Source organism: Phytohabitans kaempferiae (assembly GCF_042433955.1).
Lineage (GTDB): Bacteria > Actinomycetota > Actinomycetes > Mycobacteriales > Micromonosporaceae > Phytohabitans > Phytohabitans kaempferiae.
Map to the genome: position 1 here is coordinate 255,342 of NZ_JBHLUH010000012.1, position 22,448 is coordinate 277,789.

The window sequence follows — 22,448 nt, forward strand, 5'->3', positions numbered from 1 at the left end:
CGGTTACTTGGGCTGGGCCGCCGAGGTGACCTTGACGGTGCCCGCGATGATGTCCTGCTTCAGCTTCTCGACCTCGGCCTTGAGCTCAGCCGGGACCTTGCTGTCGAACTCGTGGTACGGCGCGAGCGAGACGCCGTTGTTCTCCAGCGTGCCGAGGAAGCCCGGCGCGCTCGCCAGGGTCTCGCCATCGGCGCCCTTGATGACCGCGTCCTTCACAGCGTCGGGGATGTTCTTGACGACCGTGGTCAGGAACGTCGAGCAGTACTGCTGCGCGCTCTCGCAGCCGTCGACGTCGACCCAGATCACGCTGTACGCGCCGTTAGCCGCCTGGGCTGCCGCCGCGGTGCCGAGACCGGCGCCGCCGGCCACCGGGAAGACGATGTCGGCGCCCTGGGCGACCAGCGTGTCGCTGACCTTCTTGCCCTCGTCCTGCTTCACGAAGTCGTTGGTGAACAGGCCCTGCTGCGTGCCCTTGTTCCAACCGAGGACCTGGACGTTCTTGCTCTTGACCTGGTTGTAGTGCGCCACGCCGTCGGCGAAGCCGTCCATGAAGATGGTCACCGGCGGGATCGGCATGCCACCGTACGTGCCGACCTTGCCCGCCTTCGAGTAGCCCGCGGCCAGGTAGCCGGCGAGGAACGCCGCCTGGGCCGTGTCGAACTGCATCGGGTAGACGTTGGACACGCCGGGGTTGGAGTCGACGATCGCGAACTGCTGACTCGTGTTGCCCGCGGCCACCTTCTTCGTGGCTTCGGTCATGAGCCCGCCGACGGCCAGGATGAAGTTGCAGTCCTGGTTGACGTACTGGGTCAGGTTGGGCTCGTAGTCGGCCTCGGCGCTGGAGGCGACGTACTTGGGCTCGATGTTGTTATTTTCGCTGGCGGCAGCCTGGAGACCCTTCCAGGCGGATGTGTTGAACGAACGGTCGTCGATGCCGCCGACGTCGGTCACCATGCAGGCGGTGTACTTCTGAGCGGCAGGGCTCGAGCCACTGCCACCCTCGTCGGGCGCGTCTCCACACGCGGCGGCGCTCAGCGCGAGCCCGCCCACCGCGAACAACGAGACGACCCGCATCCCACGCGCAGAGCGCAAGACGGTCTCCTTCCCCAATGCACACCGCGAAGTCTGCGGTGCTTCCACGGTCGGGAGCGTACGCTTCCGTACGCCCAACAGGTGAGATCCATGCACTGTTGTTGAGCCCCTGTTACCCGCCTGTGACCGGCAGGTTCGGAGATCACGAGACAGGCGCCAGACGCGTTCCGAGTAGTAGAGCAGGCGCCCTGTTGACCGGTAATGGCCACGGCGTCCAAAGGAAAGCGGCCGGCCCTCGCCCGTGCTTGTAGCTTTCTCCAAACCCTACCCGCGGACGGGTTCAGCGCCAGAAGACCGCGACCGCGGCGTTGACCAGCGTGAGCCCGCCGATCGCCAGGAAGTGGCCCTTGTTGACCACCTCGCGCTTGCGGGAGAAGAACACCATCACGAAGATCATGATGGCGATGACGAGCTTGACCGCGAGCTTCGCCGGCGACGGCTCCTCGCCTTCGCCGCGCAGCGGGGCGGAGAGCCCGATGCCCGTGACGAGCTGGATCACCGCTCCCCACAGCATCGGCCGGTTGATCCGCAGCGGGCCCGAGACGTACTGGACCACCACGCCGCCGAGCAGCAGCGCGAAGCCGATCAGATGGGTGTACAGCAGGATCAGACGCAGAGCCTCCACGGCGGGTGACAATACCCGTTGTCCCTGCTGAGCGGCCACGGGCACCCGTGCCTGAAACGAGCGTTCGTTTTATACTTGCGCCCATGCCCCGTGTCTCGGACGCTCATCTGGCCGCCCGGCGGCAGCAGATCCTCGACGCCGCCTACACCTGCTTCAGCCGCAACGGCTTCCACAACACATCGATGCAGGACGTGATCGCCGAGGCCAACCTCTCGGTCGGCGCCGTGTACCGCTACTTCAAGAGCAAGAACGATCTGATCACCGCCATCGCGGAGGGCGTGATGGATGGCGCCGAAGACGTCTTCGCCGAGCTGGTGGCGCACGAGCCGCCGCTGCCGCTGGCCGAGGCGATGGACCGGGCGCTCGACTTCGCCGACTCGCAGACCGGGCCGCGGGGCGTGCTGCGGATCGCCATCCAGGTCTGGGCCGAGTCTCTGCGCGACCCGGCGCTCGCGGTCTTCGTCGCGGACAAGTACGGGCGCTTCCGCGGGCTCTTCGCCGACCTGGCCCGCCGCGCCCAGCAGACCGGCGAGCTGCCCCCCGACGCCGACCCGGAGGCGATCGGCGCCGCCCTCTTCGGGATGGTCCCCGGCTTCGCGCTCCAGCGCATCCTCGGCAATGGCCCCGACAAGAAAAGCTACGCGGACGCGCTTCGGGTCCTGTTAAAGGCTTGAATCTCCAGTGGCTGGAGGTTTCACCATCGGTCTCATGCACATCGGAGAGCTGGCTCGACGCACCGGCCTGTCGGTGAAGACCATCCGGTACTACTCCGACCTCGGGCTCGTACCCGAGGCGGCGCGGACCCGGACCGGACACCGGCGGTACGACGCGGAGAGCGCGCTGCGCCTCGACTTCGTACGGACGCTGCGCGAGCTCGGCCTCGACCTCGCCACCATCCGCCGGCTGCTCGACCGCGAGGCCGACCTGCGGAGTGTGGCGGCCCGCCACGCGGAGGCGATCGAGGCGCAGATCCGGGTGCTGCGCGTGCAGCGAGCGGTGCTGCGCGCGCTGGCCAAGCATGAGCCCACGCCACAGGAGGTGGACCGGATGAACCGCATCGCACGCGCCACGGCCGAGGAGCGCCGCCGCATCATCGCCGAGTTCTTCGACAGCGTCTTCGAGGGCATACCCGTCGACCCGGAGTTCGAGGGGAGGATGCGCTCGGCCGCCCCCGAGCTGCCCGACGACCCGAGCGACGAGCAGGTCGACGCCTGGCTGGAGCTGCACGACCTGGTCAGCGACCCGGACTTTCGGGCCTTGCTGCGGCGGATGACCGAGGGGACGTTCGGCGGTGGCGGGGCCGCCACGCCGCCCATCATCGGCGCGCGGACCGCCGAGCTGGTCACGCGGAGGGCGGGCGCGGCGGTCACCGCCGGCATCGACCCGGCCTCTCCCGGGGCGGTACCCGTCGTCGACGAGCTGATCGCGGCGATGGCCGAGGAGACCGGGCGGACCGACCTGCCGGAGTACCGGCGGGAGGTGCTCGCCGCGCTGGAGTCCTCGACCGATCCGCGCCCGGAGCGGTACTGGCAGCTCATGGCGATCATCAACGGCTGGCCGCCGATCCCGACCCAGACGCCACTCTTCGTCTGGCTGCGGGATGCCTTGCGGGCGACGGCGGCATAGCAATCTCTTGCATCTGCTGGTAGCACCAAGCAGCTCACAGCGTAAGAACTTGCTGGTGCGCTAGCGTGATGGTCATGGCCGCACGACTGTCCGACATCGCCCAGCAGGCCGGAGTCAGCGAGGCCACCGTGTCCCGCGTGCTCAACGACCGCCCCGGCGTGTCGACGGAAACCCGCCAGGCGGTGCTGACCGCACTGGACGTCCTCGGTTACGAGCGTCCAGCGCGGTTGCGCAAGCGCAGCGCCGGCCTGGTGGGTCTGGTCGTGCCGGAGCTGGACAATCCGATCTTCCCGGCGTTCGCCCAGATCATCGAGTCCAACCTGGCCCAGAGCGGCTACACGCCGGTGCTGTGCACCCAGACGCCGGGCGGCGTGACCGAAGACGAGTACGTGGAGATGCTCCTCGACCGGCAGGTCTCCGGCATCGTCTTCGTCTCCGGCCTGCACGCGGACACGACCGCCGACCACGAGCGCTACCGCAAGCTGCTCACCCGGCCGCTGCCGATCGTGCTGATCAACGGGTACGTGTCCGGCATCGACGCGCCCTTCGTCTCCTGTGACGACCGGGAGGCGGGCGAGCTGGGCGTCGCGCACCTGGTGGCGCTCGGCCACCGGCGGATCGGCCTCATCTCCGGCCCCAACCGCTTCATGCCCGTACAGCGCAAGATCGCGGGGTACCGCGCGGCGATGAAGAAGCTCGTCGGGCTCGACGACGCCGCGCTCGACGAGCTGATCTCGCTCTCCCTCTTCGGCGTGGAGGGCGGGCAGGCCGCCGCCGCGCGCCTCTTCGACCGCGGCGTGACCGGCATCGTGTGCGGCTCCGACCTGATGGCGCTCGGCGCGATCCGGGCCGCCCGCCAGCGTGGACTGTCCATTCCCGACGATGTGTCGGTGGTCGGATACGACGACTCGCCGCTGATCGCGTTCACCGATCCGCCGCTGACCACGGTCCGCCAGCCCGTGATCGCGATGGCGGTGGCGGCCGTACGCGCGCTGATCGACGAGATCAACGGGCACGGGACCCACCGCTCCGAGTACGTCTTCCGCCCCGAGCTGGTGGTCCGCTCCTCGACCGGTACCGCGCCGCTGCCCGTGCTCGCCTGAGCGTTGGGCCGCCGCCGCGGCGGCCGCAGCAGCGGGCCGACCTGCCAATCGGCGGCCGGCCCACTGGCGGGAGGAAAGCGGCTCCCGACTGCCCGTGGTGGCCCGGGAAGCCACTCGTTCCCCAGTCGCCCGTCGGCGCGAAGCTCAACGAACGACCGGGCTGCTCCTTGTCCTACCCCGCCAGGCGCGCGGCTATGCGTGCCATTCCGGCACGTACTTCCTCGGGCGGTGGCGGTGGGGTCGCCTCGACCATCTGCTCGGGCTCGGGCCCGGTGGCCGACTCCAGCCCGTACACGTCGTAGTCGCCGAAGTCGTCGGCGTCGTCGGCCTCCGCGCGTTCGTCCTCGGCGGTCATCCGGGCCGCCGCGATCTCCCCCTGGATCTCCTCGACGGTCACGTGCGGCAGCAGCGGCTCGACGACCGCCATCAGGTCTTCGTCGGCGACGACGGACTCGGCCAGCGCGAGCGCGTGCTCCCGCTCGTACGGGCCGCAGACCACCGGCTCCCACTCCTCCTCGTCGCCGAGCGGTCCGAACGTCACGATCCACGGCAGGTCGCGTACCGGCGAGTCCTCCGTCAGCTCCAGCGTCACCAGTGCCCCCATTCCAGTCATCATGAGGCGTCTGGACGTCGCGGATCCTCGTTTTGCGGCAAATCGTCGGCCGGTGCTGCCTCGGCGGCGAGGTCGGTGACCCGCCCGTGCGTACTCGTCGCGGCCAGCGCGGCGCCGAAGAGCAGGAGCTGGTTGAGCAGGTACAGGTAGAGCAGCAGGCCCACCGCGCCGGTGACCACTGTGTACGCCGGATTGCGGTCGATCCGGATCACGTACTCCCGGCCGAGTGTGTTGAGCAGCGTGATGCCGGCCGCGACCACCAGCATGGAGGGCAGGAGGCGGCGGACCGACATGCGCAGCCGCGGTACGACCACCAGGAGGGCGGTCGCCAGGACCAGGTTGAACGCCACGGTCATGAGCCACCGCACGGCGGTGAGCGCGACCGAGCCGTCGTCGCCGATCAGCCATCCCACCAGCGCCTGCGCGGTGTCCGCCGCGGCCAGCGAGAGCGACAGCAGGAGGAAGACCACGAGGAGTACGAGCATGTCGACGATCCGGCGCACGACGAGGTTGCCGGGCTGCTGCGGCACCTCGTACAGGGCCCGTTGCGAGGAACGGATCGCCTCGACCCAGGCGATCCCGGTGAAGGCGAGCGCTAGGAGGCCGACCACGCCGACCGTGCCGCTGCTTTCCTGGATCTGCTCGAGCTGGAGGAACGGCAGGTTCTGGTGGAGGAAGTCGTCGACCGCGTGGCGAAGCGCCTCGTTGCGGTTGAGCACGAAGCCGAAGGCCCAGTACGCCACCAGGCCGAGCGCGAAGACCGCGAAGAAGCCGTAGTAGGCGATCGCCGCCGCGAGCCGGCCGGCCAGCACCGCACCGTAGCGGTCGAGCGCGCGGTAGAGGTGGTCGAACGCCCGGGACCGGCGGCGGGCTGCCTCAAGCCGCCCGTTGATTCCCGCTTCCACCCGGGCAACGATGTTCACGCCGACATCCTGACGGATGCGTGCCCGGCGCGCCCGTCACCTGCCGAGAGAGAAATCCCGGCGTGGCTGCCAGCGCGCCTCGCCCGTGTGCGAGAAGAGCGTGAAGGCGTCCACATGAAACAGCGCGGAGAAGCCGGCGAGGTCGTCGTAGACCGCGTCGAGCGCATCCGGCGACACGTCCTGCGCGACCGTGACGTGCGGGTGGTACGGGAAGCGCGTCTCCCGCTTCAGGTCGCCGCTCCTGCCGATCGCCGCGGCCAACTGCTCGCACTCGCTGATCCCGGCCGCGACCACGACGAAGACCACCTCGGTCAGCGGCCGGAACGTGCCGGTGCCGCGCAGGTGCAGCGAGAACCCCGGCTGCGCGGCCGCCACCGCGGCGAGGTGCTCCTCGATCGCGGGCAGCCGGTCGGGCTCGATCTCGGTGGGGCCGAGGAGGGTCAGGTGCGCGGGCACGTACGCGGCCTGGGGATCGCCCGCCTCGGCGCGCCGCCGGGTGAGGGCGCTCCCCCAGGGCTCGGGGATGTCGATGGCCACCCCGATCCGGGTGACCCGATCGTCGTGGGCGGACACCTGCTACGCGTTCCGCGACGGTGCGAGGAAGCCGACCCGCTCGTACGCGGTGCGCAGCGTCTCGGTGGCCACCGCGCGAGCCTTCTCGGCGCCGACCGCGAGCAGCTTGTCGAGCTGGGACGGGTCGTCGAGGTAGGCGCGCGTGCGCTCCTGCATCGGCTTGACGAACTCCACCACGACCTCGGCGAGATCCTTCTTCAGGTCGCCGTAGCCCTTCCCGTCGTACGCCCCGACGAGGTCCTCGATCGTGCGGCCGGAGAGAGCCGAGTAGATCGTCAGCAGGTTGGAGACGCCGGGCTTGTTTGCCTGGTCGAAGATGATCTCGCGCCCGGTGTCGGTGACCGCCGAGCGGATCTTCTTCGCCGAGCGGGCCGGGTCTTCGAGCAGCTCGATGATGCCGGCCGGCGAGGAGGCCGACTTGGACATCTTGGCGGTGGGCTCCTGAAGGTCGGTGATCTTCGCGGTATCGCGCACGATGTACGGCGCGGGCACCGTGAACGTCTTCCCGAACAGCGTGTTGAACCGCTGGGCCAGGTCGCGGGTCAGCTCCAGGTGCTGCCGCTGGTCTTCGCCGACCGGTACGGCGTCGGCCTGGTAGAGCAGGATGTCGGCGGCCTGGAGGATCGGGTAGGTGAAGAGCCCGACGCTGGAGCGGTCGGCGCCCTGCTTGGCCGACTTGTCCTTGAACTGGGTCATCCGGCTCGCCTCGCCGAACCCGGTGATGCAGCTCATCACCCAGGCCAGCTGGGGGTGCTCGGGCACGTGCGACTGCACGAAGAGCGTGCACCGCTCCGGGTCGAGGCCGGCGGCGAGCAGCTGGGCGGCCGAGAGGCGCGTGCGCTGGCGCAGCTGGGCCGGGTCGTGGCCCATCGTGATCGCGTGCAGGTCGACGACGCAGTAGAAGGTGTCGTGCGTCTCCTGCATGGCGACCCAGTTACGCACCGCGCCCAGGTAGTTACCGAGATGGAATGAGTCGGCGGTCGGCTGGATGCCGGAAAGCACCCGGGGGCGGGGGGTTGCGTCAGACACCGACATGCCGGCCATTCTGACAGGAGTGGCCGGAACCAACGAAGCCGGCCAGGGCTCATACCGTCAGAGATCTCGAGCAGAGGGCGGTGGTCGGTGCCGGGACGGGACGCGCGGACAGCGGAGCAGGCGATCGGGGAGCTGTACCACGCCTGCTACCGGCGCCTGGTCGCGCAGGTCTACGCGTTCACGACCGATCTGACGGAGGCGCAGGACGTGGTCCAGGAGGCATTCGCCCGCGCGCTGGCCCGGCCGCAGGGTCTGGCCGGCGTGGACAATCCGGAGGCGTGGCTGCGTACCGTCGCGGTCAACGTGGTCCGGCGCCGGTGGCGGCGGCGCAAGCTGCTCGACGCCATCCTGCTCCGCGACCGCCCGGTGGTCCGCACCGTCGAGCCCGCGCCCGGTCCGGAGCGGGCCGACCTGCGCGAGGCGATCGCCGCCATACCCGCCACGTTCCGCGAGGTCATCGTGCTGCACTACTTCGCCGACCTGCCGGTCGAGGAGGTGGCGGCCGTGCTCCAGGTGCCCGTGGGCACGGTCAAGTCCCGCCTCTCCCGCGGCCGCGCCGCCCTCGCCGAGCGGCTCGGCGACTATCGCGACCTGGGCACGACGTCCACGGAGGTGGCCCGTGCCTGAGCTGGAGACCAAGCTGTCCCGCGAGCGCGCCGCCCTGCTCGACGCGATCGAGCAGCCGGCGCTGGAGCAGATCGGCGCCCGGGCCACGGCGATCCGCCACCGCCGCCGGGCCCGTATCGCCAGTGCGGTCGTGGCGGTGCTCGCGGTGGCCGGCTTCGCCGGGCTGCGCCCCTGGGCGAGCGACCAGGCGCCGCCGGTGGTGGTGGCCGACCCCAGTCCGTCGCCCGGGGTCGTCTACACCGACGCCGGCATCACGATCAACGGCCTCACCGGCGACGGCTTCCTCGACCCCCGCGGCCAGATCACCGATGTCGAGTTCACCGATCCTGACAACGGGTACGCGCTGCTCCAGTGCCGCGACGACAACGGGCGCTGCGCGCCGAGCCTGGCCCGCACCACCGACGGCGGGATCACCTGGCGGCTCGCCACGCTCCCCGCCGATACCGGCCAGCTCGACACCACCGGCCAGGGCCCGTTCCTCGACATCACGGGGTTCCGGGACGGGCGCATCGTCGTCGCCGGCTACATTTCCGCCGACGGCGCGCAGACCTGGCGGGCCGCCGCGCACACCACGGGCCCGGCGGCCGCCATCGCCGCGGGCCAGATCCTCCGGCTCGGCGACATCCTCCGGCTCGGCGACAGGGCTGTCGAGGTCTGGAGCTCGACGTACGGCAACCGCGGCGAACTGGTCAACCAGCCGCGAGACATGACCGTCAACTGGGTCGCCGGTGCGCCCACCGCGACCGGCGCGTGGTGGGTCGGTGGCCAGCTCGGCGACGGGCGGCCGGCGGCGGCGGTCACCCGCGACGGCGGCCGTACGTGGGAGGTCGAGACCTTCGACGCGACCGGCTGGACCGTCCAGGTGTCGGTGCTCGGCCAGCGCGCGTACGCCACCGTCCTCGGCGACGACCGGGCGATCTCCGCGATCTACCTCTCGACCGACTCGGGCCGGCAGTTCTCCCGGACCACGCTCCCCTCGATCTCGCCGCGGCCCGGGCTGGCCGGCGAGGTGGTGCCGCTGCTCGACGGGCGGCTCCTGATCACCGGTACGGACCAGCGCTGGTACGTCAGCGAGGACGACGGCCGTACGTTCGCCCGCGCCGAAGGCTCCCTCCCCGCGGTCGGCCGGATCGTCCGCACCACGGCCGGCTACGTGGCGTACGACCTCTTCGGCAGCCCCTGGTCCGCCTTCTCCGCGGACGGCTCGACGTGGCGCAAGCTCCAGGTCAGGTGAGTCAGGCGCGCTCCGTGCCCGTCGCCTCGACGGGCACACGCGCGGTCGGTACGGGCGGCGCCGACACCTGAGCGGCGATGCCGACCCGGGCGACCCGGCGGCCGTCGAGCTCCAGCACGCGCAGCCGCCAGGTGGCCGGCTCGGCGTCGCCGTCTTCCGGCACGACGACGGTCACCTCGTCGCCGACCAGCGGTAGCCGGCCCAGCCGCGACATGACGAAACCGCCCACCGTCTCGTACGGACCGGCGGGCAGCGGGAAGCCGGCGCGCTCGGCGAAGTCGGCGAGGTTGAGCCGGCCGTCGACCTCGGCACCGGCTGCCGCGGGGTCGGGCGCGGCATCGTATTCGTCGTGGATCTCACCGACCAGCTCCTCGATGAGGTCTTCGAGCGTGACGATGCCGGCGGTGCCCCCGTACTCGTCGACCACCACCGCCAGGTGGTGCCGCTCGCGGCGCATCTCGGAGAGGGCGGCGAGCACGCGCTTGCTCCCGGGCAGCCGCTTGACCTCGCGGGTCAGCTCGCGGATCGTGCACCGCCCGTCGCCCGGCGGGCGGATCAGCAGGTCGCGCAGGTGGACGAAGCCGACCACGTCGTCGTGTGTGCCGTCGACAACCGGGTATCGGGTATGTGTCTCCGCCCGTACCATCTGGGCCGCCTCGTCGAGGCTGAGCCCAGCGTCGAGAAAGGTAACGTCGGTGCGCGGCATCATCACCTCGCGGACGAGGCTGGCGCCAGCGGTGAGCACCTCGTCGAGGATCCGGCGCTCCACCGGGTCGAGCAGCGTGTTGGCCGCGATCAGGTCGCGCAGGTCGGCCTCGCTGATGCGCTCACGGCCGGCGGTGCGACCGGCGCCGATCATGCCGGCGAGCGCGTCGGCCAGCCGGATCACGATCCCGGCCGCCGTGCGCGCGACCGGACCGGGCTCTCGTCGGGAACGCCCCGACGTCTTGGTATGTCGTCGGGGCCCGGCGTTTCCGCCGCCCGTGTCCTGCATGGGGAAATGGTAGACAGGCGCTGGTTTATCCGCGCTTCCTTACCAGTGTTCGAACTTGTTTACTCTTGCTCGAATCTGGTGGAATACTGAGGCCAGTACCCTGGCCCGCGCACCAACCATCCGATGAGAGAGGGCACTCGTGAAACTGCTCGTCACCGGCGGCGCCGGATACGTCGGCAGCGTTGTCAGCCGCCTGCTCCTCGACGCCGGCCACGAGGTGGTCGTCCTCGACGACCTGCGCACCGGGCACGAGGTGGCGATCGCGCCGGAGGCGACGTTCGTCCGCGCCCCGATCCACGACGCGGCACAGGTGCTCACGCCGGAGGCCGGCTTCGACGGGGTGCTCCACTTCGCCGGGCTGATCGCGGCCGGCGAGTCGATGGCCAAGCCCGAGCTGTACTGGGACGCCAACGTCGTCGGCTCGCTCGCCCTGCTCGACGCGGTGCGGGCGGCGGGCGTGCGGCGCTTCGTCTTCTCCTCCACCGCCGCGGTGTACGGCAATCCGACCGAGCTGCCCATCCCCGAGTCGGCGGTCAAGCACCCCACGAGCACTTACGGGGCGACCAAGCTCGCGTTCGACCTGGCGCTCACCTCGGAGGCGTTCGCGCACGAGCTGGCCGCGGTGTCGCTGCGCTACTTCAACGTGGCCGGCGCCTACCTGCGCCCCGGCATCGCGATCGGCGAGCGGCACGACCCGGAAACCCACCTCATCCCGATCGCGCTCCAGGTCGCCGCCGGCAAGCGCGACAAGCTCCAGCTCTTCGGCGACGACTACCCCACCGAAGACGGCACCTGCGTGCGCGACTACATCCACGTCGAAGACCTGGCTCGCGCCCACCTGCTCGCGCTGGAGAAGGCCACGCCCGGGGAGCACAAGATCTACAACCTGGGTAGCGGCGCCGGCTTCTCCAACCGCCGCGTGGTCGAGGTGGTCCGTGAGGTCACCGGCCATCCGCTCCCGGTCGAGACCGCCCCCCGCCGCTCCGGCGACCCCGCGGCGCTGGTCGCCTCCTCCGAGCTGGCCCGCCGCGAGCTGGGCTGGACGCCGGTCAAGACGACGCTGCACGACATGGTCTCCGACGCGTGGGCGTTCTACCGCGAGCACGTCGCGTGAAGCAGTTCGCGGCGGTCTACGGCGCCGACCCCGAGGGAGTGTGGGCGGCGCCGGGCCGGGTCAACCTGATCGGCGAGCACACCGACTACAACGACGGTTTCGTCCTCCCCTTCGCGCTGCCGCAGCGCACCGTCGTCGGAGCGTCCATGCTGGACACTCAACAGTGGACGGTGTGGTCGGAGCAGGCCGACGAGCGGATCGAGTTCGACCTCTCCGAGCACGTCTCCGGCTGGGGCGCGTACGTCGCCGGCGTCGTCTGGGCCCTGCGCGAGGCCGGCTTCGACGTGCCCGGCGCCCGGATGGCGATCACCTCCGACGTGCCGCTCGGCGCTGGCCTGTCCTCGTCCGCGGCGCTGGAGTCGGCCGTGCTCACCGCACTCGTCGACCTCGGCGGCCTCGACCTGCCCGTCGACGAGCGGCCGGCGCTCGCCCAGCGCGCGGAGAACGACTACGCCGGGATGCCCTGCGGCATCATGGACCAGTCCGCGTCGATCCGCTGCCGCGCGGGGCACGCGCTCTTCCTCGACTGCCGTTCGCTGGAGGTCGAGCACATCCCGTTCGACGTGGCGGCCGCCGGGCTGGCCGTGCTGGTCATCGACACCAAGGCGCCGCACCGCCACGTCACCGGTGAGTACGCGGCCCGCCGTGCCGCCTGCGAGGAGGCCGCCCGCGTCCTCGGCATCCCCGCCCTGCGCGACGCCACGCCCGACTCGGTCGCCGCCATCACCGACCCGGTCCTCCAGCGCCGGGCGAGGCACGTGGTGACCGAGGACCAGCGCGTAATCGACACGGTGGCCCTGCTCCGCGACGGGCGTGTGCGCGACATCGGGCCACTGATGACCGCCTCGCACACCTCGATGCGCGACGACTTCGAGATCACCGTGCCCGAGGTCGACGCCGCGGTGGAGGCAGCCATCTCCGCCGGTGCCTACGGCGCCCGCATGACCGGCGGCGGTTTCGGCGGCTGCGTGCTCGCCCTGGCCGACACCGACGCGACGGACACTGTGGCCGCGGCGGTCGCAGAGAGCTTCGCGACGCGCGGCTTCGCCCCGCCCGAGCCCTTCGTCGCCATCCCCGGCCACGGCGCCGTCCGCCTATGATCTGTCAGTGTGCTCGCGCGTGGCATTACTCCACTAGGAGGCCTGCTGCAAGGACTAACTCGATGGCAGTCCCAGCTTGTCAAAGAATGCTCGGTTGCGCTCCGTAGCGGCGTTTATAAGCCTGTCGAAAGACAGGACCTCTATGTACGCCTTTGCTGACTCATTAAATCCGAAGTACCCGAGGCCGTCATGAGTCCGCCGGAGATTTGCATACTCGCACCTACTCACTAGTGTCGGCGTGAGGTCAGCCAGGACGTAGCAGAATGCCGGCGAATCCTGAGACGCTGGGATTGGACGTCCCGAAGCCGTCAACACGCCACCACTGCGTACTCGCTTCACATAGTCAAGCGACTGAAGAATTGGGTCCTTGTCCTCTGATGCGTCATTCCGCATCGGCCTCTTAATCTCGACCACGACAATCGACGGCAGCGGCATAGTCTCGCCCTCCGCTGTCAGCACGGGCGTGTCGACGAGCCGCGTTGAGATTATGTCCGGCTCTTTCGTCGACTCGGAACCGGTGATAGGCATGCTCTTGAGCGTCTTGTCAGAGGCGAGGTAGTCGTGGAAGGCGAGTCGTTCGTCGATGATCCACAGATTCGATGCATCAGACCCGATCTCGTCCGAATCTGTGCGCATCGGCATGAGAAGCGAGTGAATAGCGTCTTCTCGGGAGTACTTGCCCTGTCCGTTCATCCTGATGATCTTAAACAGGATGTCGAGAATCACCCTCCGACGGGAGACATACGCCGCAAGATCGGACTGATTGATGTCCTTGACGGCATCAAGATAGCGATTTAGCCGTTCCTGGTACTCCTCCAGGGGGGCAGAACCGGCCTCCGCGAACACCGCCTGCCCCTCAGCGATGGCCTCGGCCTCCAACTTCTGGAGGTTGCGATGCAGCAGAAGTTCGAGGTCCGGGTCCTTGATGGACGGATCCACGGTCACGCCGAGCAACTCGAGCCGGGAGAGGACCGGGCGATACCGAGGCGCGCGGTTACTCACGAACTCATTGACGCGCGCCTTGCCCTCGTTGCGGGCCGCAGCCAGCGGCTCGGAAAGGAGTCGTTCTACCTCTTGCAGCACGCCCGAGCGGATGTCTTCAAGTGAAATATCCTCATCCAGTAACGTGCCACCCAGCCGTTCGTCAATGTCGAAAGCAGTGCGATCGGCGCGGACGTGCGCGTCAAGATAGTCGGACGACAGGTAGCAGACGTACGTAAACTCGGCTGACGTGTCGTCCTTCAGCCGGCCGTACAATCCGGCGATCTTGCCGGTTAGGTTTTCCTCCATGACGACGCGGTTCGCAGCGCACCAGTACAGCCGAGGCGTGGGATTGCGCGTCGAGGACTTGAGGCCGAGGTTGGTCATGTCGAACTTCTTGCCCTTGATGGTGACTGTAGTCGTCGGCAACCCGGAGAAGACAAAGCCATCCATCAACTTGTTGAGGGACACGACCTCATCATCATCTACAACTGTCACCTCAGGAGCGCCGCCGGGTCGGAGGAAGTACCAGATGCAGTGTTCGAACACTTCGCGGGCGATGGCTTCGACGGTCTTTGCCGCGTTCCTTTGGAAGCTGTCTTTGAATCCGTTCAGATGCACAACGGTCCCAGTGTCGCTGAAGCCGTCCGGCGGTTCGATATGCTCGACTTCGCGGTCTACAGAGAACCTGAACTGTCGTGTGCACAGATCGCCGTCTTCATTCTTGTACGCGCTGCGGATCAAAATCCTGTCGAATGCCTTGAGCCAGAGGAGACGGCCCACCCCGCGGCAACCCATTTCGGCCTTGTAGTCGCTGTCCAACGTCTCGAACGAGCCCATGTTGTCTGAGGTGAAGCCCACGCCGTTGTCTTCGACGGCGAAGCCGACGATCCGCTTCAGCGCCGCCCGGCCAGGCCCAGAGGGGCCGAAGTCGAACTCATCCTGCCCGCTCCGTTCGATCGTGACCTGCAGGCGTCCCTGTCCGGTGTCCGAGCCGAAGCGTGCATCGATCGCTTGGAGACCGTTGACGACAGCCTCAAGCAGCGGTAGGAGGGAGTGGCTCTTCGGGAGACTCGTGTTCTGAACCCGACCCACCAGAGACGTGGTGAGCGCCATCATGCCCCCCTTCGACGCTTGGACGTCACAACACTCTATCGGGACGCTCCGACCCACCTCCGGACCTACGCCGTGCTCCGCACCGGAAACTCAGCCAGCACCGTCGGCTAGGTTCGAACTTTGTGACCCTCCGGTTGTAAGCCGTGGGAGGTTTGTCTGACGGGGCCCGGCGAGCCGGGCAGGGGTGAGATTGCCAGCCGCGGAGGGTGAGGCTGCGGGAGCAACGGTCCGGACCCAATGCCACTCAATATAGTTTGATCAAGGCGATGACCTGGACATTCTCCGAGACCACGCGAAGTGTCGGGTTCGGCCGAATCCATGCGCGCGCATGGATTTCCCTGCTCACGCGGGGCAGCCCAGGATAGGCCCGATCTCATGATCGACTTAAGCTGAGTGGCATTGTAGGTCCGGACCACGCGGACGTCGCGGTAGCTCAAACGATCTAGGAGGTCTCGATGATCATCGCGGCGCCGACCGTGCGGTTGGTGGTCTCGTCGATGAGGATGAGGCCGCCCGTGGTGCGGTTGCGGCGGTACTCGTCGGCGAGCAGCGGCACGGTCGTGCGCAGGCGGATGCGGCCGATCTCGTTGAGCGACAGCTGCGTGGCGCTTTCGTCGCGGTGCAGCGAGTTGACGTCGAGCCGGTACTGAAGGCCGCGGACCACGGCGCGGGCGGCCCGGGTCGTGTGCTTGACCGCGTACTTGCCGCCGACGGTCAGCGGGCGGCTCTCGTCCATCCAGCAGACCATCGCCTCGATGTCCTGCGCGACCGCGGGGGCGTTGTGCGGGCGGCAGATCATGTCGCCGCGGGAGATGTCGATCTCGTCTGCGAGCCGCACAGTGACGGACATCGGGGGGTACGCCTCGGCGACCGGGCCGTCGGCGGTGTCGATCGCGGCGATGCGGCTCGTGAAGCCGGACGGCAGCACCATCACCTCGTCGCCGGGCTTGAGCACGCCGGAGGCCACCTGACCGGCGTAGCCCCGGTAGTCGGTGACGGTGGTGGACTGGGGACGGATCACGTACTGCACGGGGAAGCGCACGTCGACCAGGTTGCGGTCGGAGGCGATGTGCACGTGCTCCAGGTGGTGCAGCAGCGACGGGCCTTCGTACCACGGGCTCTTGTCGGAGCGGGTGACGATGTTGTCGCCGTGCAGCGCGGAGATCGGGATGACGGTGAGGTCGGGCGCCTCGAGCTTGGCCGCGAACGAGGTGAACTCGTCGGCGATCCGCTCGTAGACCTCCTGCGACCAGTCGACCAGGTCCATCTTGTTGACGCAGAGGACCACGTGTGGCACGCGCAGCAGCGAGCAGAGGAACGCGTGCCGCCGGGACTGCTCGACCAGCCCCTTGCGCGCGTCGACCAGGATCAGCGCGAGGTCGGCGGTGGAGGCGCCGGTGACCATGTTGCGCGTGTATTGGATGTGGCCTGGCGTGTCGGCGATGATGAACTTGCGCCGGGGCGTCGCGAAGTAGCGGTAGGCCACGTCGATCGTGATGCCCTGCTCGCGCTCGGCGCGCAGGCCGTCGGTGAGCAGCGCGAGGTTGGTGTACTCGTCGCCGCGGGCCAGGCTGACCGCCTCGACGGCCTCGAGCTGGTCGGTGAAGAGCGACTTGGTGTCGTACAGCAGTCGCCCGATCAGGGTGGACTTGCCGTCGTCTACCGAGCCGGCGGTCGCGAACCGCAACAGGTCCATCGTGCGCGGCTCCAGCACGGGCGCGGTCATCAGAAGTAGCCCTCCCGCTTGCGGTCTTCCATCGCGGCCTCGCTCACCCGGTCGTCGCCGCGCGTGGCGCCGCGCTCGGTGATGCGCGTGGCGGCCACCTCTTCGATGACCTTCTCCACCGTGTCGGCGACGGAACGGACGGCGGCGGTGCAGGACGCGTCGCCGACCGTGCGGTAGCGCACCGTCTCGACGAACGGGGTCTCGCCGGCACGCGCCGCCAGGAACTCGTTGACCGCGTAGAGCATGCCGTCACGCTCGATGACCTCGCGCTCGTGTGCGTAGTAGATCTCAGGCAGCGCGAGCCCTTCGCTGGCGATGTAGTGCCACACGTCGAGCTCGGTCCAGTTGGAGAGCGGGAAGACGCGGATCGACTCGCCGGGATGGTGCCGCCCGTTGTAGAGCGACCACAGCTCGGGGCGCTGGTTTTTCGGGTCCCACTGGCCGAAGTCGTCGCGGAAGCTGAACACGCGCTCCTTGGCCCGGGCCTTCTCCTCGTCGCGGCGGGCGCCGCCGAAGAGCGCGTCGAACCGGTACTTTTCCACGGCCGCGAGCAGCACCGGGGTCTGGATGCGGTTGCGCGAGCCGTCGGCGGGCTCGCGCACCAGCCCGGCCTCCAGCGCCTCGGGCACGCTCGCCACGACCAGGTGGAGGGCCAGGTCGGAGACGCGCGTGTCGCGGTAGGCGATGACCTCGGGGAAGTTGTGCCCGGTGTCGACGTGCATCACGGGGAACGGGATCCGCCCCGGCGCGAACGCCTTCTCCGCCAACCGCAGCATCACGATCGAGTCTTTGCCGCCGGAGAAGAGCAGCACCGGCCGCTCCAGCTCGGCGACGACCTCGCGCATGATGAAGATGCTCTCGGCCTCGAGAGCGGCCAGGTGCGAAACCCGGTAGGTCTGCGCCCCGCTCACGGCCGTCCTCGCTTCGCCGCGGGCGGCCGTGAGGCGCCAAGGGCGCTGCACCCGATGGTTCGGTCGCTGCGCTCGCTCACATTCCAGACCTTTCCGATTGGTTTACCCAGGATCACTCTACCTGCAGCTGCCTCCGCACCGCGGCCAGCAACCGAGGGGCGAGATCCTTCCGGCAGACCAGCAGATCCGGCAGGCGGGGATCGGCCTGATTGTATTTCAGCGCGGACCCGTCGATCCGGGAAGCGTGGAGCCCGGTGGCCGTCGCCACAGCCACGGGCGCGGCGGAATCCCACTCGTACTGACCGCCCGCGTGGATGTACCCGTCGACCTCGCCGCTGATGACCGCGGCGATCTTGGCGCCGGCGGACCCCATGGGGACGAGTTCGGCGCGCACCTCGTCGGCGACCGCGCTGAGGAACGCCGGCGGCCGGCTGCGGCTGGCCGCCAGGCGGATCGCGCCACCGCTGGGCGAGGCGAGGCTCGCCGGCGGGTACGCGGGCGGGTAGTCGGTGCCCAGGACCCGGTGCTGCGCCGGCAGCGCCACCGCGCCCGCCGCGAGATTGAGCGGCCCGCTCGCCTCCCGCGCCCAGAGCGCCACGTGCACCGCCCAGTCGGCCCGCCCCTGCTCGGCGAACTCGCGCGTGCCGTCGAGCGGATCAATGATCCACACGCGCTCGGCCCCCAGGCGGGCGGGCGGCCGCGGCCCGTCGCCCTCGACCCACGCCTTGCGCGCGTGGTCGTCTTCCTCGGACAGCACCGCGTCGGCCGGACGCCACCGCGCCAGCTCGGTGCGGATCAGGTCGTGGGAGAGCTTGTCGCCGGCCGACTTGAGCGCCGCCGGGTCTTCGTGGCCGCGCTCGGAGCGCACCTCCAGCAGCAGCTCGCCCGCGCGGGCGGCGAGCCACCGGGCGAACGCGCCGTCGATGACCGGGGGCGCCATCAGTACGCCCCCGCCGACCGGGCCACCGCCGAGACGGTGCGCGCCATGATGACCAGGTCGAACGAGAGCGACCAGTTTTCCACGTATCGCAGGTCCAAGCGGACCGCCTCCTCCCACGGCAGGTCCGACCGACCGGAAACCTGCCACAACCCGGTCATGCCGGGCTTGACCGCGAGCCGGCGCCGGACGTCGTCCGCGTAGACCGCCACCTCCTCCGGCAGCGGCGGGCGCGGGCCCACCAGCGACATCTGGCCGCGTAGCACGTTGAACAGCTGCGGCAGCTCGTCGAGCGACAGCCTGCGCAACCACCGACCGACGGGGGTCACCCGGGGGTCGTCCCGCACCTTGAAGAGCACACCGTCGTGCTCGTTGAGGTGCCGGATCTCCGCGAGCCGCGCCTCGGCGTCGAGGTGCATGCTGCGGAACTTGTACATGACAAAGGGCCGCCCATCTCTGCCGACCCGCACCTGACGGAAGAATACCGGCCCGTCCGAGTCACGACGGATTCGGACGGCGAGAGTCAGCAACAGCGGGGAGAGGAGTGCGAGCAGCAGCGCCGCGCCGACCCGGTCGACGACCTCCTTCACCACCCGCGCACCACCCTCCAGGCGCGGATGCTCGACGTGCAGCATCGGCAGCCCGTCCACCGGCCGGATCGTCGTGCGGTCGCCGGCCACGTCCACCAGCGCACTCGCCACGATCAGGTCGACCTCGTCGCGCTCCAACCGCCACGCCAGCCGCCGCAACGCGTGCCCGTCCAGCTCCGGGCAGGAGAGCACGATCACCGTGTCGGCCGCCGCCGCGTCCACCGCGTCGGCGACGTCGTCGAAGGTGCCGTACACCGGCAGGCCCACGTCACCGTCACCCCCCGCGGGCAGGCACGCCCCGACAACCTCCAAGCCGTGGTACCGCTCGCGGCGCAACTGCCGCGTGATGTGCACGACCGCCAACTCGTGCCCCACCACGATCACGCGGCGCAGGCACTCACCCCGCTCCCGCGCCCGGTGCAGCCGCTTGCGCGCGGCGAAGCGCACCACCAGCGCGGCGACGGTCGCGGCCGGCAGCGCCACCAGCACGTAGAGGCGGGCGGTGGGCAGGTCGAGCGCGTACGACACGACCGCGGCCGCCGCGATCAGGCTCAGCCCCGAACGGATGACCCGCTGGTACTCCTCGGTGCCCACGTACAGGAAGCGACCCTCGTACGTGCGGTGCAGCGCGAGCGTGCCCACCAGCAACACCGGCAGGAGAAGGGAGAGCAGCAGGTACACGCGGTTGTACGAGGTGACCGTCAGGCCGAAGCGCACCTCGAACGCCAGCGCGCCCGCGACCAGCCCGACGAGCACGTCGCCGACGAGCAGTTGGCGTACGTACCGCGACTCCCACGCCGCACGCCGGGGAGGGGCCGCGTGGCGCCCGGGCGTACGCCGCGATGGGCGGACCGGAGGGCGGGACGGGAGCGGTGTCGGGAAGAGATCCAGCTCGTCGTCGACGTCCCACAACTGCCGCACTTTGCCCCCCGTCGATCGCGTTCCTCGTGACCAACGCGCCGAACGGTCTGAGCGTCACGCTTTGCCCTACTTTGCGCGGCTACGCGCTCCCCGGTCGCCCGCGAGGCTCACTCCCCGACACCGCGCGCGTTGTAGGCGTTCTGGGCGACCTCCACCCCGCGGGTGACAACCGTCTCGACAACGTCAGCCGCCCGATCGACCAGGAACTCGAGCTCCTTGCGCTCCGCCGAGGAGAAGTCGGACAGCACGAAGTCGGCCGGATCCTGCCGACCCGGCGGACGCCCGATGCCGAACCGCACACGCACGTAGTCTTTGCTCCCCAACGACTTCGACATCGAACGCAGACCGTTGTGGCCGCCCTCGCCACCACCGACCTTCGCGCGCACCGTCCCGTACCCGAGATCCAGCTCGTCATGCACGGCGATGATGTTGCCGACGGGAATCTTGTAGAACTGGGCGAGCGCGGCCACCGGCCCGCCGGACAGGTTCATGTACGTCAACGGCTTCGCCAGCACCACCTGCGGGCCGCCCGGCGCGAGGCGCCCCTCGCCGACCTCGGCCACCGCCCGCTTGTGCCGCCCGAGCCGCACACCGATCCGCCCCGCGATCAGGTCGGCGACCATGAAGCCGACATTGTGCCGGTTACCCGTGTACTCCCGCCCCGGGTTGCCCAGCCCGACCACAAGAAAGCGCTCGTCCATCCTGGATCCCTCATACACGGAAGGGGGCCCGTGTGGGGCCCCCTCCGACAGCCTGTGCGATCAGGCCGACGCGGCGGCCTCGGTCGGCTGCTCCTCGGCGGCGGCCTCCTCGCCAGCGGCCTCCTCGGCTGCCTCGGCCGCCTCGGCGGTCTCGCCCTCCAGCTCCTCGGCGCTCGGCGCCACGGTGATCAGGGCGATGACCAGCTCGGGGTCGGCGGCCAGCTCGGCGCCACGCGGCAGCTTGACATCCGCGGCGGCGATCCGGGAGCCGGCCTCCAGGCCCTCGATCGAAGCCTCGAGGTGCTCGGGCAGGTGCAGCGCCTCGGCGGTGATCGAAAGCGTGGTGCTCTCGGTCACGACCAGGGTGCCCCGGGCCGCCTCACCGGTCAGCTGCACGGGAACGTCGACGGTCACCTTCTCGCCGCGACGCACGATCAGCAGATCGACGTGCTCGAAGGTGTCCTTGATCGGGTCACGCTGGATCGCCTTCGGCAGCGCCAGCGTGGCACCGCCGCCGACGATGTCGATCGCGAAGACCTGGTTGAGACCGCCGTGGCGGATCGCGGCGGCGAACTCACGAGCGGGAAGCGCGATGTGCTGCGGCTTCTCGCCATGGCCGTAGAGGACGGCGGGCACTTTGCCGGCCCGACGGGTGCGACGGGCACCGCCCTTGCCGAACTCGGTGCGGGGCTCGGCGCTGATCTTTACCTCGGACACGGGAGTACTCCTGATGTTTCGTCTTGCTGCATGAGGTCGGCGGTGCCGGGCGGGGGCGCGCGCGGGGCAGGGCCCGGAGCACCGCGTCGATCACGGTGCGCCATGCGGTAGGCGCTGTGTCAGCAGCAGCCCGCAGGACACCCTCGCCGTGGCAACCGATCCAGTCTAGCGGAGACAGCCACTGCGATCCCTCGGGGTACTACCCCTCTAGCTCAATCCGCCAAACAAGGTCGTAACGGAACCGTCATCGAAGACCTCCCGGATCGCCCGCGCCAACAACGGCGCGATCGACAGCACGGTGATCTTGTCGAGCCGCTTCTCCGGCGGCAGCGGCAACGTATTGGTCACCACCAGCTCGCTGATCCGGCTGTTCTTCAACTTCTCGGTCGCCGGGTCGGAGAGGAGCGCGTGCGTCGACGCCACCACCACGTCGGCGGCCCCCGAGTCGTACAGGATGTCGGCCGCCCGCGTGATCGTGCCGCCCGTATCGATCATGTCGTCGACGATCAGGCAGACCCGGCCCTCCACGTCGCCCACCACACGATTGGCAACCACCTGGTTGGGCTTCAGCGGGTCACGCGTCTTGTGAATGAACGCCAGCGGGCAACCACCGAGCCGGTCGGTCCACCGCTCCGCCACGCGCACACGACCCGAATCCGGCGCGACCACCGACAGCGGGCGCCCCGCGTACTTGCGCTCCACGTACCCCGCGAGCGTGTCCATCGCGAAGAGGTGGTCGACCGGGCCGTCGAAGAAGCCCTGGATCTGCGCCGTGTGCAGGTCGACCGTGAGAATCCGGTTGGCCCCCGCGGTCTTCAGCAGATCCGCCACCAGGCGCGCCGAGATCGGCTCGCGGCCACGGTGCTTCTTGTCCTGCCGCGCGTACGGGTAGAACGGCAACACCACCGTGATGCGCTTGGCCGAGCCACGCTTCAACGCATCGATCATGATGAGGGTCTCCATGACCCACTTGTTGACGCCCTGCGAAATCGACTGCACCACAAACGCGTCCGAGCCACGCACGGACTCCCGGTAGCGCACAAAAATCTCACCGTTGGCGAAGTCGTACGCGTCGGTCGGGGTCGGTGCCACCCCCAAAGCCGCACCGATCTCGTCGGCAAGCTCCGGAAAACCACGGCCTGAGAAGAGCATCAGGCTCTTGCGATTTTCCGCGACGATGCTGCCCATC

Annotated in this window: 22 protein-coding genes; 7 read left to right on the top strand and 15 right to left on the bottom strand. The window is 69.4% G+C overall.

Features of this window, described 5'->3' with window-relative positions; genetic code table 11:
* Positions 1–3 precede the first annotated feature (3 nt).
* Together ACFFIA_RS10810 and ACFFIA_RS10815 are read right to left on the bottom strand one after the other, a co-directional pair.
* Positions 4–1,074 carry a BMP family lipoprotein gene (locus tag ACFFIA_RS10810; RefSeq protein WP_377249742.1) on the bottom strand — a complete coding sequence of 357 codons (1,071 nt, stop codon included), beginning with the start codon at positions 1,072–1,074 and terminating at the stop codon, positions 4–6.
* Positions 1,075–1,372: 298 nt separating this feature from the next.
* The gene (locus ACFFIA_RS10815) at positions 1,373–1,717 is read right to left on the bottom strand and encodes a hypothetical protein (RefSeq protein ID WP_377249330.1); all 345 of its coding nucleotides are present in this window, start codon (positions 1,715–1,717) and stop codon (positions 1,373–1,375) included.
* 83 nt (positions 1,718–1,800) lie between these two features.
* On the opposite strand from ACFFIA_RS10815, the gene ACFFIA_RS10820 reads away from it, so the two are divergent.
* From ACFFIA_RS10820 to ACFFIA_RS10830, 3 genes are all read left to right on the top strand, one after another.
* Positions 1,801–2,391 carry a TetR/AcrR family transcriptional regulator gene (locus tag ACFFIA_RS10820; RefSeq protein WP_377249332.1) on the top strand — a complete coding sequence of 197 codons (591 nt, stop codon included), beginning with the start codon at positions 1,801–1,803 and terminating at the stop codon, positions 2,389–2,391.
* 34 nt (positions 2,392–2,425) lie between these two features.
* The gene (locus tag ACFFIA_RS10825; protein ID WP_377249334.1) at positions 2,426–3,343 is read left to right on the top strand and encodes a MerR family transcriptional regulator; all 918 of its coding nucleotides are present in this window, start codon (positions 2,426–2,428) and stop codon (positions 3,341–3,343) included.
* Positions 3,344–3,417: 74 nt separating this feature from the next.
* Positions 3,418–4,446 (top strand): LacI family DNA-binding transcriptional regulator, encoded by a 1,029-nt coding sequence (locus ACFFIA_RS10830; protein ID WP_377249336.1) that lies wholly within the window; start codon positions 3,418–3,420, stop codon positions 4,444–4,446.
* A 172-nt stretch (positions 4,447–4,618) separates the two neighbouring features.
* Here ACFFIA_RS10830 and ACFFIA_RS10835 read toward each other — a convergent pair whose 3' ends face one another.
* Genes ACFFIA_RS10835 through trpS form a run of 4 tightly spaced genes read right to left on the bottom strand, consistent with a single transcriptional unit; the run spans position 4,619 to position 7,584 of the window.
* Positions 4,619–5,050 carry a hypothetical protein gene (locus ACFFIA_RS10835; RefSeq protein ID WP_377249338.1) on the bottom strand — a complete coding sequence of 144 codons (432 nt, stop codon included), beginning with the start codon at positions 5,048–5,050 and terminating at the stop codon, positions 4,619–4,621.
* Positions 5,051–5,058: 8 nt separating this feature from the next.
* Entirely contained in the window at positions 5,059–5,982 is a 924-nt protein-coding gene (locus tag ACFFIA_RS10840) for a YihY/virulence factor BrkB family protein (RefSeq protein ID WP_377249340.1), read from the bottom strand.
* 36 nt (positions 5,983–6,018) lie between these two features.
* Positions 6,019–6,555: a 2'-5' RNA ligase family protein gene (locus ACFFIA_RS10845; RefSeq protein ID WP_377249342.1), complete on the bottom strand. Its 537-nt coding sequence runs from the start codon at positions 6,553–6,555 to the stop codon at positions 6,019–6,021.
* Positions 6,556–6,558: 3 nt separating this feature from the next.
* Positions 6,559–7,584: a tryptophan--tRNA ligase gene (trpS, locus tag ACFFIA_RS10850; protein WP_377249344.1), complete on the bottom strand. Its 1,026-nt coding sequence runs from the start codon at positions 7,582–7,584 to the stop codon at positions 6,559–6,561.
* 93 nt (positions 7,585–7,677) lie between these two features.
* On the opposite strand from trpS, the gene ACFFIA_RS10855 reads away from it, so the two are divergent.
* The gene (locus tag ACFFIA_RS10855; protein WP_377249346.1) at positions 7,678–8,217 is read left to right on the top strand and encodes an RNA polymerase sigma factor; all 540 of its coding nucleotides are present in this window, start codon (positions 7,678–7,680) and stop codon (positions 8,215–8,217) included.
* Positions 8,210–9,451 carry a hypothetical protein gene (locus ACFFIA_RS10860; protein WP_377249348.1) on the top strand — a complete coding sequence of 414 codons (1,242 nt, stop codon included), beginning with the start codon at positions 8,210–8,212 and terminating at the stop codon, positions 9,449–9,451. The genes ACFFIA_RS10855 and ACFFIA_RS10860 overlap by 8 nt, the downstream gene beginning before the upstream one ends.
* Before the next feature lies 1 nt (position 9,452).
* Here the strand turns inward: ACFFIA_RS10860 and ACFFIA_RS10865 are convergent, their stop codons facing one another.
* Positions 9,453–10,340: a hemolysin family protein gene (locus ACFFIA_RS10865; protein WP_377249744.1), complete on the bottom strand. Its 888-nt coding sequence runs from the start codon at positions 10,338–10,340 to the stop codon at positions 9,453–9,455.
* Positions 10,341–10,584: 244 nt separating this feature from the next.
* Between ACFFIA_RS10865 and galE the strand changes: the two genes are divergently transcribed.
* Positions 10,585–11,559, top strand: coding sequence for a UDP-glucose 4-epimerase GalE (galE, locus tag ACFFIA_RS10870; RefSeq protein WP_377249350.1), 975 nt, complete (start codon positions 10,585–10,587; stop codon positions 11,557–11,559).
* A complete protein-coding gene (gene galK, locus ACFFIA_RS10875) occupies positions 11,556–12,659 on the top strand; it encodes a galactokinase (RefSeq protein WP_377249352.1) in 1,104 nt (367 codons plus the stop codon). Before galE ends, galK begins: the two co-directional genes overlap by 4 nt.
* 54 nt (positions 12,660–12,713) lie before the next feature.
* Here galK and ACFFIA_RS10880 read toward each other — a convergent pair whose 3' ends face one another.
* From ACFFIA_RS10880 to ACFFIA_RS10915, 8 genes are all read right to left on the bottom strand, one after another.
* Complete coding sequence (locus ACFFIA_RS10880; protein WP_377249354.1) at positions 12,714–14,756, bottom strand: ATP-binding protein; 2,043 nt, start codon at positions 14,754–14,756, stop codon at positions 12,714–12,716.
* A gap of 442 nt (positions 14,757–15,198) precedes the next feature.
* Positions 15,199–16,482: a sulfate adenylyltransferase subunit 1 gene (locus tag ACFFIA_RS10885; protein WP_377249356.1), complete on the bottom strand. Its 1,284-nt coding sequence runs from the start codon at positions 16,480–16,482 to the stop codon at positions 15,199–15,201.
* The gene (cysD, locus tag ACFFIA_RS10890; protein WP_377249358.1) at positions 16,482–17,393 is read right to left on the bottom strand and encodes a sulfate adenylyltransferase subunit CysD; all 912 of its coding nucleotides are present in this window, start codon (positions 17,391–17,393) and stop codon (positions 16,482–16,484) included. Before cysD ends, ACFFIA_RS10885 begins: the two co-directional genes overlap by 1 nt.
* A 112-nt stretch (positions 17,394–17,505) precedes the next feature.
* Entirely contained in the window at positions 17,506–18,333 is an 828-nt protein-coding gene (locus ACFFIA_RS10895) for a 3'(2'),5'-bisphosphate nucleotidase CysQ (RefSeq protein ID WP_377249360.1), read from the bottom strand.
* Complete coding sequence (locus ACFFIA_RS10900) at positions 18,333–19,832, bottom strand: sugar transferase (RefSeq protein WP_446686963.1); 1,500 nt, start codon at positions 19,830–19,832, stop codon at positions 18,333–18,335. The genes ACFFIA_RS10895 and ACFFIA_RS10900 overlap by 1 nt, the downstream gene beginning before the upstream one ends.
* Before the next feature lie 116 nt (positions 19,833–19,948).
* Positions 19,949–20,542, bottom strand: a complete 594-nt coding sequence (gene pth, locus ACFFIA_RS10905; RefSeq protein WP_377249364.1) for an aminoacyl-tRNA hydrolase — start codon at positions 20,540–20,542, stop codon at positions 19,949–19,951.
* A 60-nt stretch (positions 20,543–20,602) separates the two neighbouring features.
* Positions 20,603–21,259: a 50S ribosomal protein L25/general stress protein Ctc gene (locus ACFFIA_RS10910; protein ID WP_377249366.1), complete on the bottom strand. Its 657-nt coding sequence runs from the start codon at positions 21,257–21,259 to the stop codon at positions 20,603–20,605.
* A 207-nt stretch (positions 21,260–21,466) separates the two neighbouring features.
* Positions 21,467–22,447: a ribose-phosphate diphosphokinase gene (locus ACFFIA_RS10915; RefSeq protein ID WP_377249368.1), complete on the bottom strand. Its 981-nt coding sequence runs from the start codon at positions 22,445–22,447 to the stop codon at positions 21,467–21,469.
* Position 22,448 lies beyond the last annotated feature (1 nt).

What these genes read in the sequence shown, in the direction of transcription:
- ACFFIA_RS10915 (WP_377249368.1), bottom strand. Translation starts at nt 22,447, where the DNA reads ATGGGCAGCATCGTCGCGGAAAATCGCAAGAGCCTGATGCTCTTCTCA.
- ACFFIA_RS10885 (WP_377249356.1), bottom strand. Translation starts at nt 16,482, where the DNA reads ATGACCGCGCCCGTGCTGGAGCCGCGCACGATGGACCTGTTGCGGTTC.
- ACFFIA_RS10825 (WP_377249334.1), top strand. Translation starts at nt 2,426, where the DNA reads ATGCACATCGGAGAGCTGGCTCGACGCACCGGCCTGTCGGTGAAGACC.
- pth (WP_377249364.1), bottom strand. Translation starts at nt 20,542, where the DNA reads ATGGACGAGCGCTTTCTTGTGGTCGGGCTGGGCAACCCGGGGCGGGAG.
- ACFFIA_RS10835 (WP_377249338.1), bottom strand. Translation starts at nt 5,050, where the DNA reads ATGGGGGCACTGGTGACGCTGGAGCTGACGGAGGACTCGCCGGTACGC.
- ACFFIA_RS10830 (WP_377249336.1), top strand. Translation starts at nt 3,418, where the DNA reads ATGGCCGCACGACTGTCCGACATCGCCCAGCAGGCCGGAGTCAGCGAG.
- ACFFIA_RS10810 (WP_377249742.1), bottom strand. Translation starts at nt 1,074, where the DNA reads ATGCGGGTCGTCTCGTTGTTCGCGGTGGGCGGGCTCGCGCTGAGCGCC.
- ACFFIA_RS10880 (WP_377249354.1), bottom strand. Translation starts at nt 14,756, where the DNA reads ATGGCGCTCACCACGTCTCTGGTGGGTCGGGTTCAGAACACGAGTCTC.
- ACFFIA_RS10895 (WP_377249360.1), bottom strand. Translation starts at nt 18,333, where the DNA reads ATGGCGCCCCCGGTCATCGACGGCGCGTTCGCCCGGTGGCTCGCCGCC.
- ACFFIA_RS10820 (WP_377249332.1), top strand. Translation starts at nt 1,801, where the DNA reads ATGCCCCGTGTCTCGGACGCTCATCTGGCCGCCCGGCGGCAGCAGATC.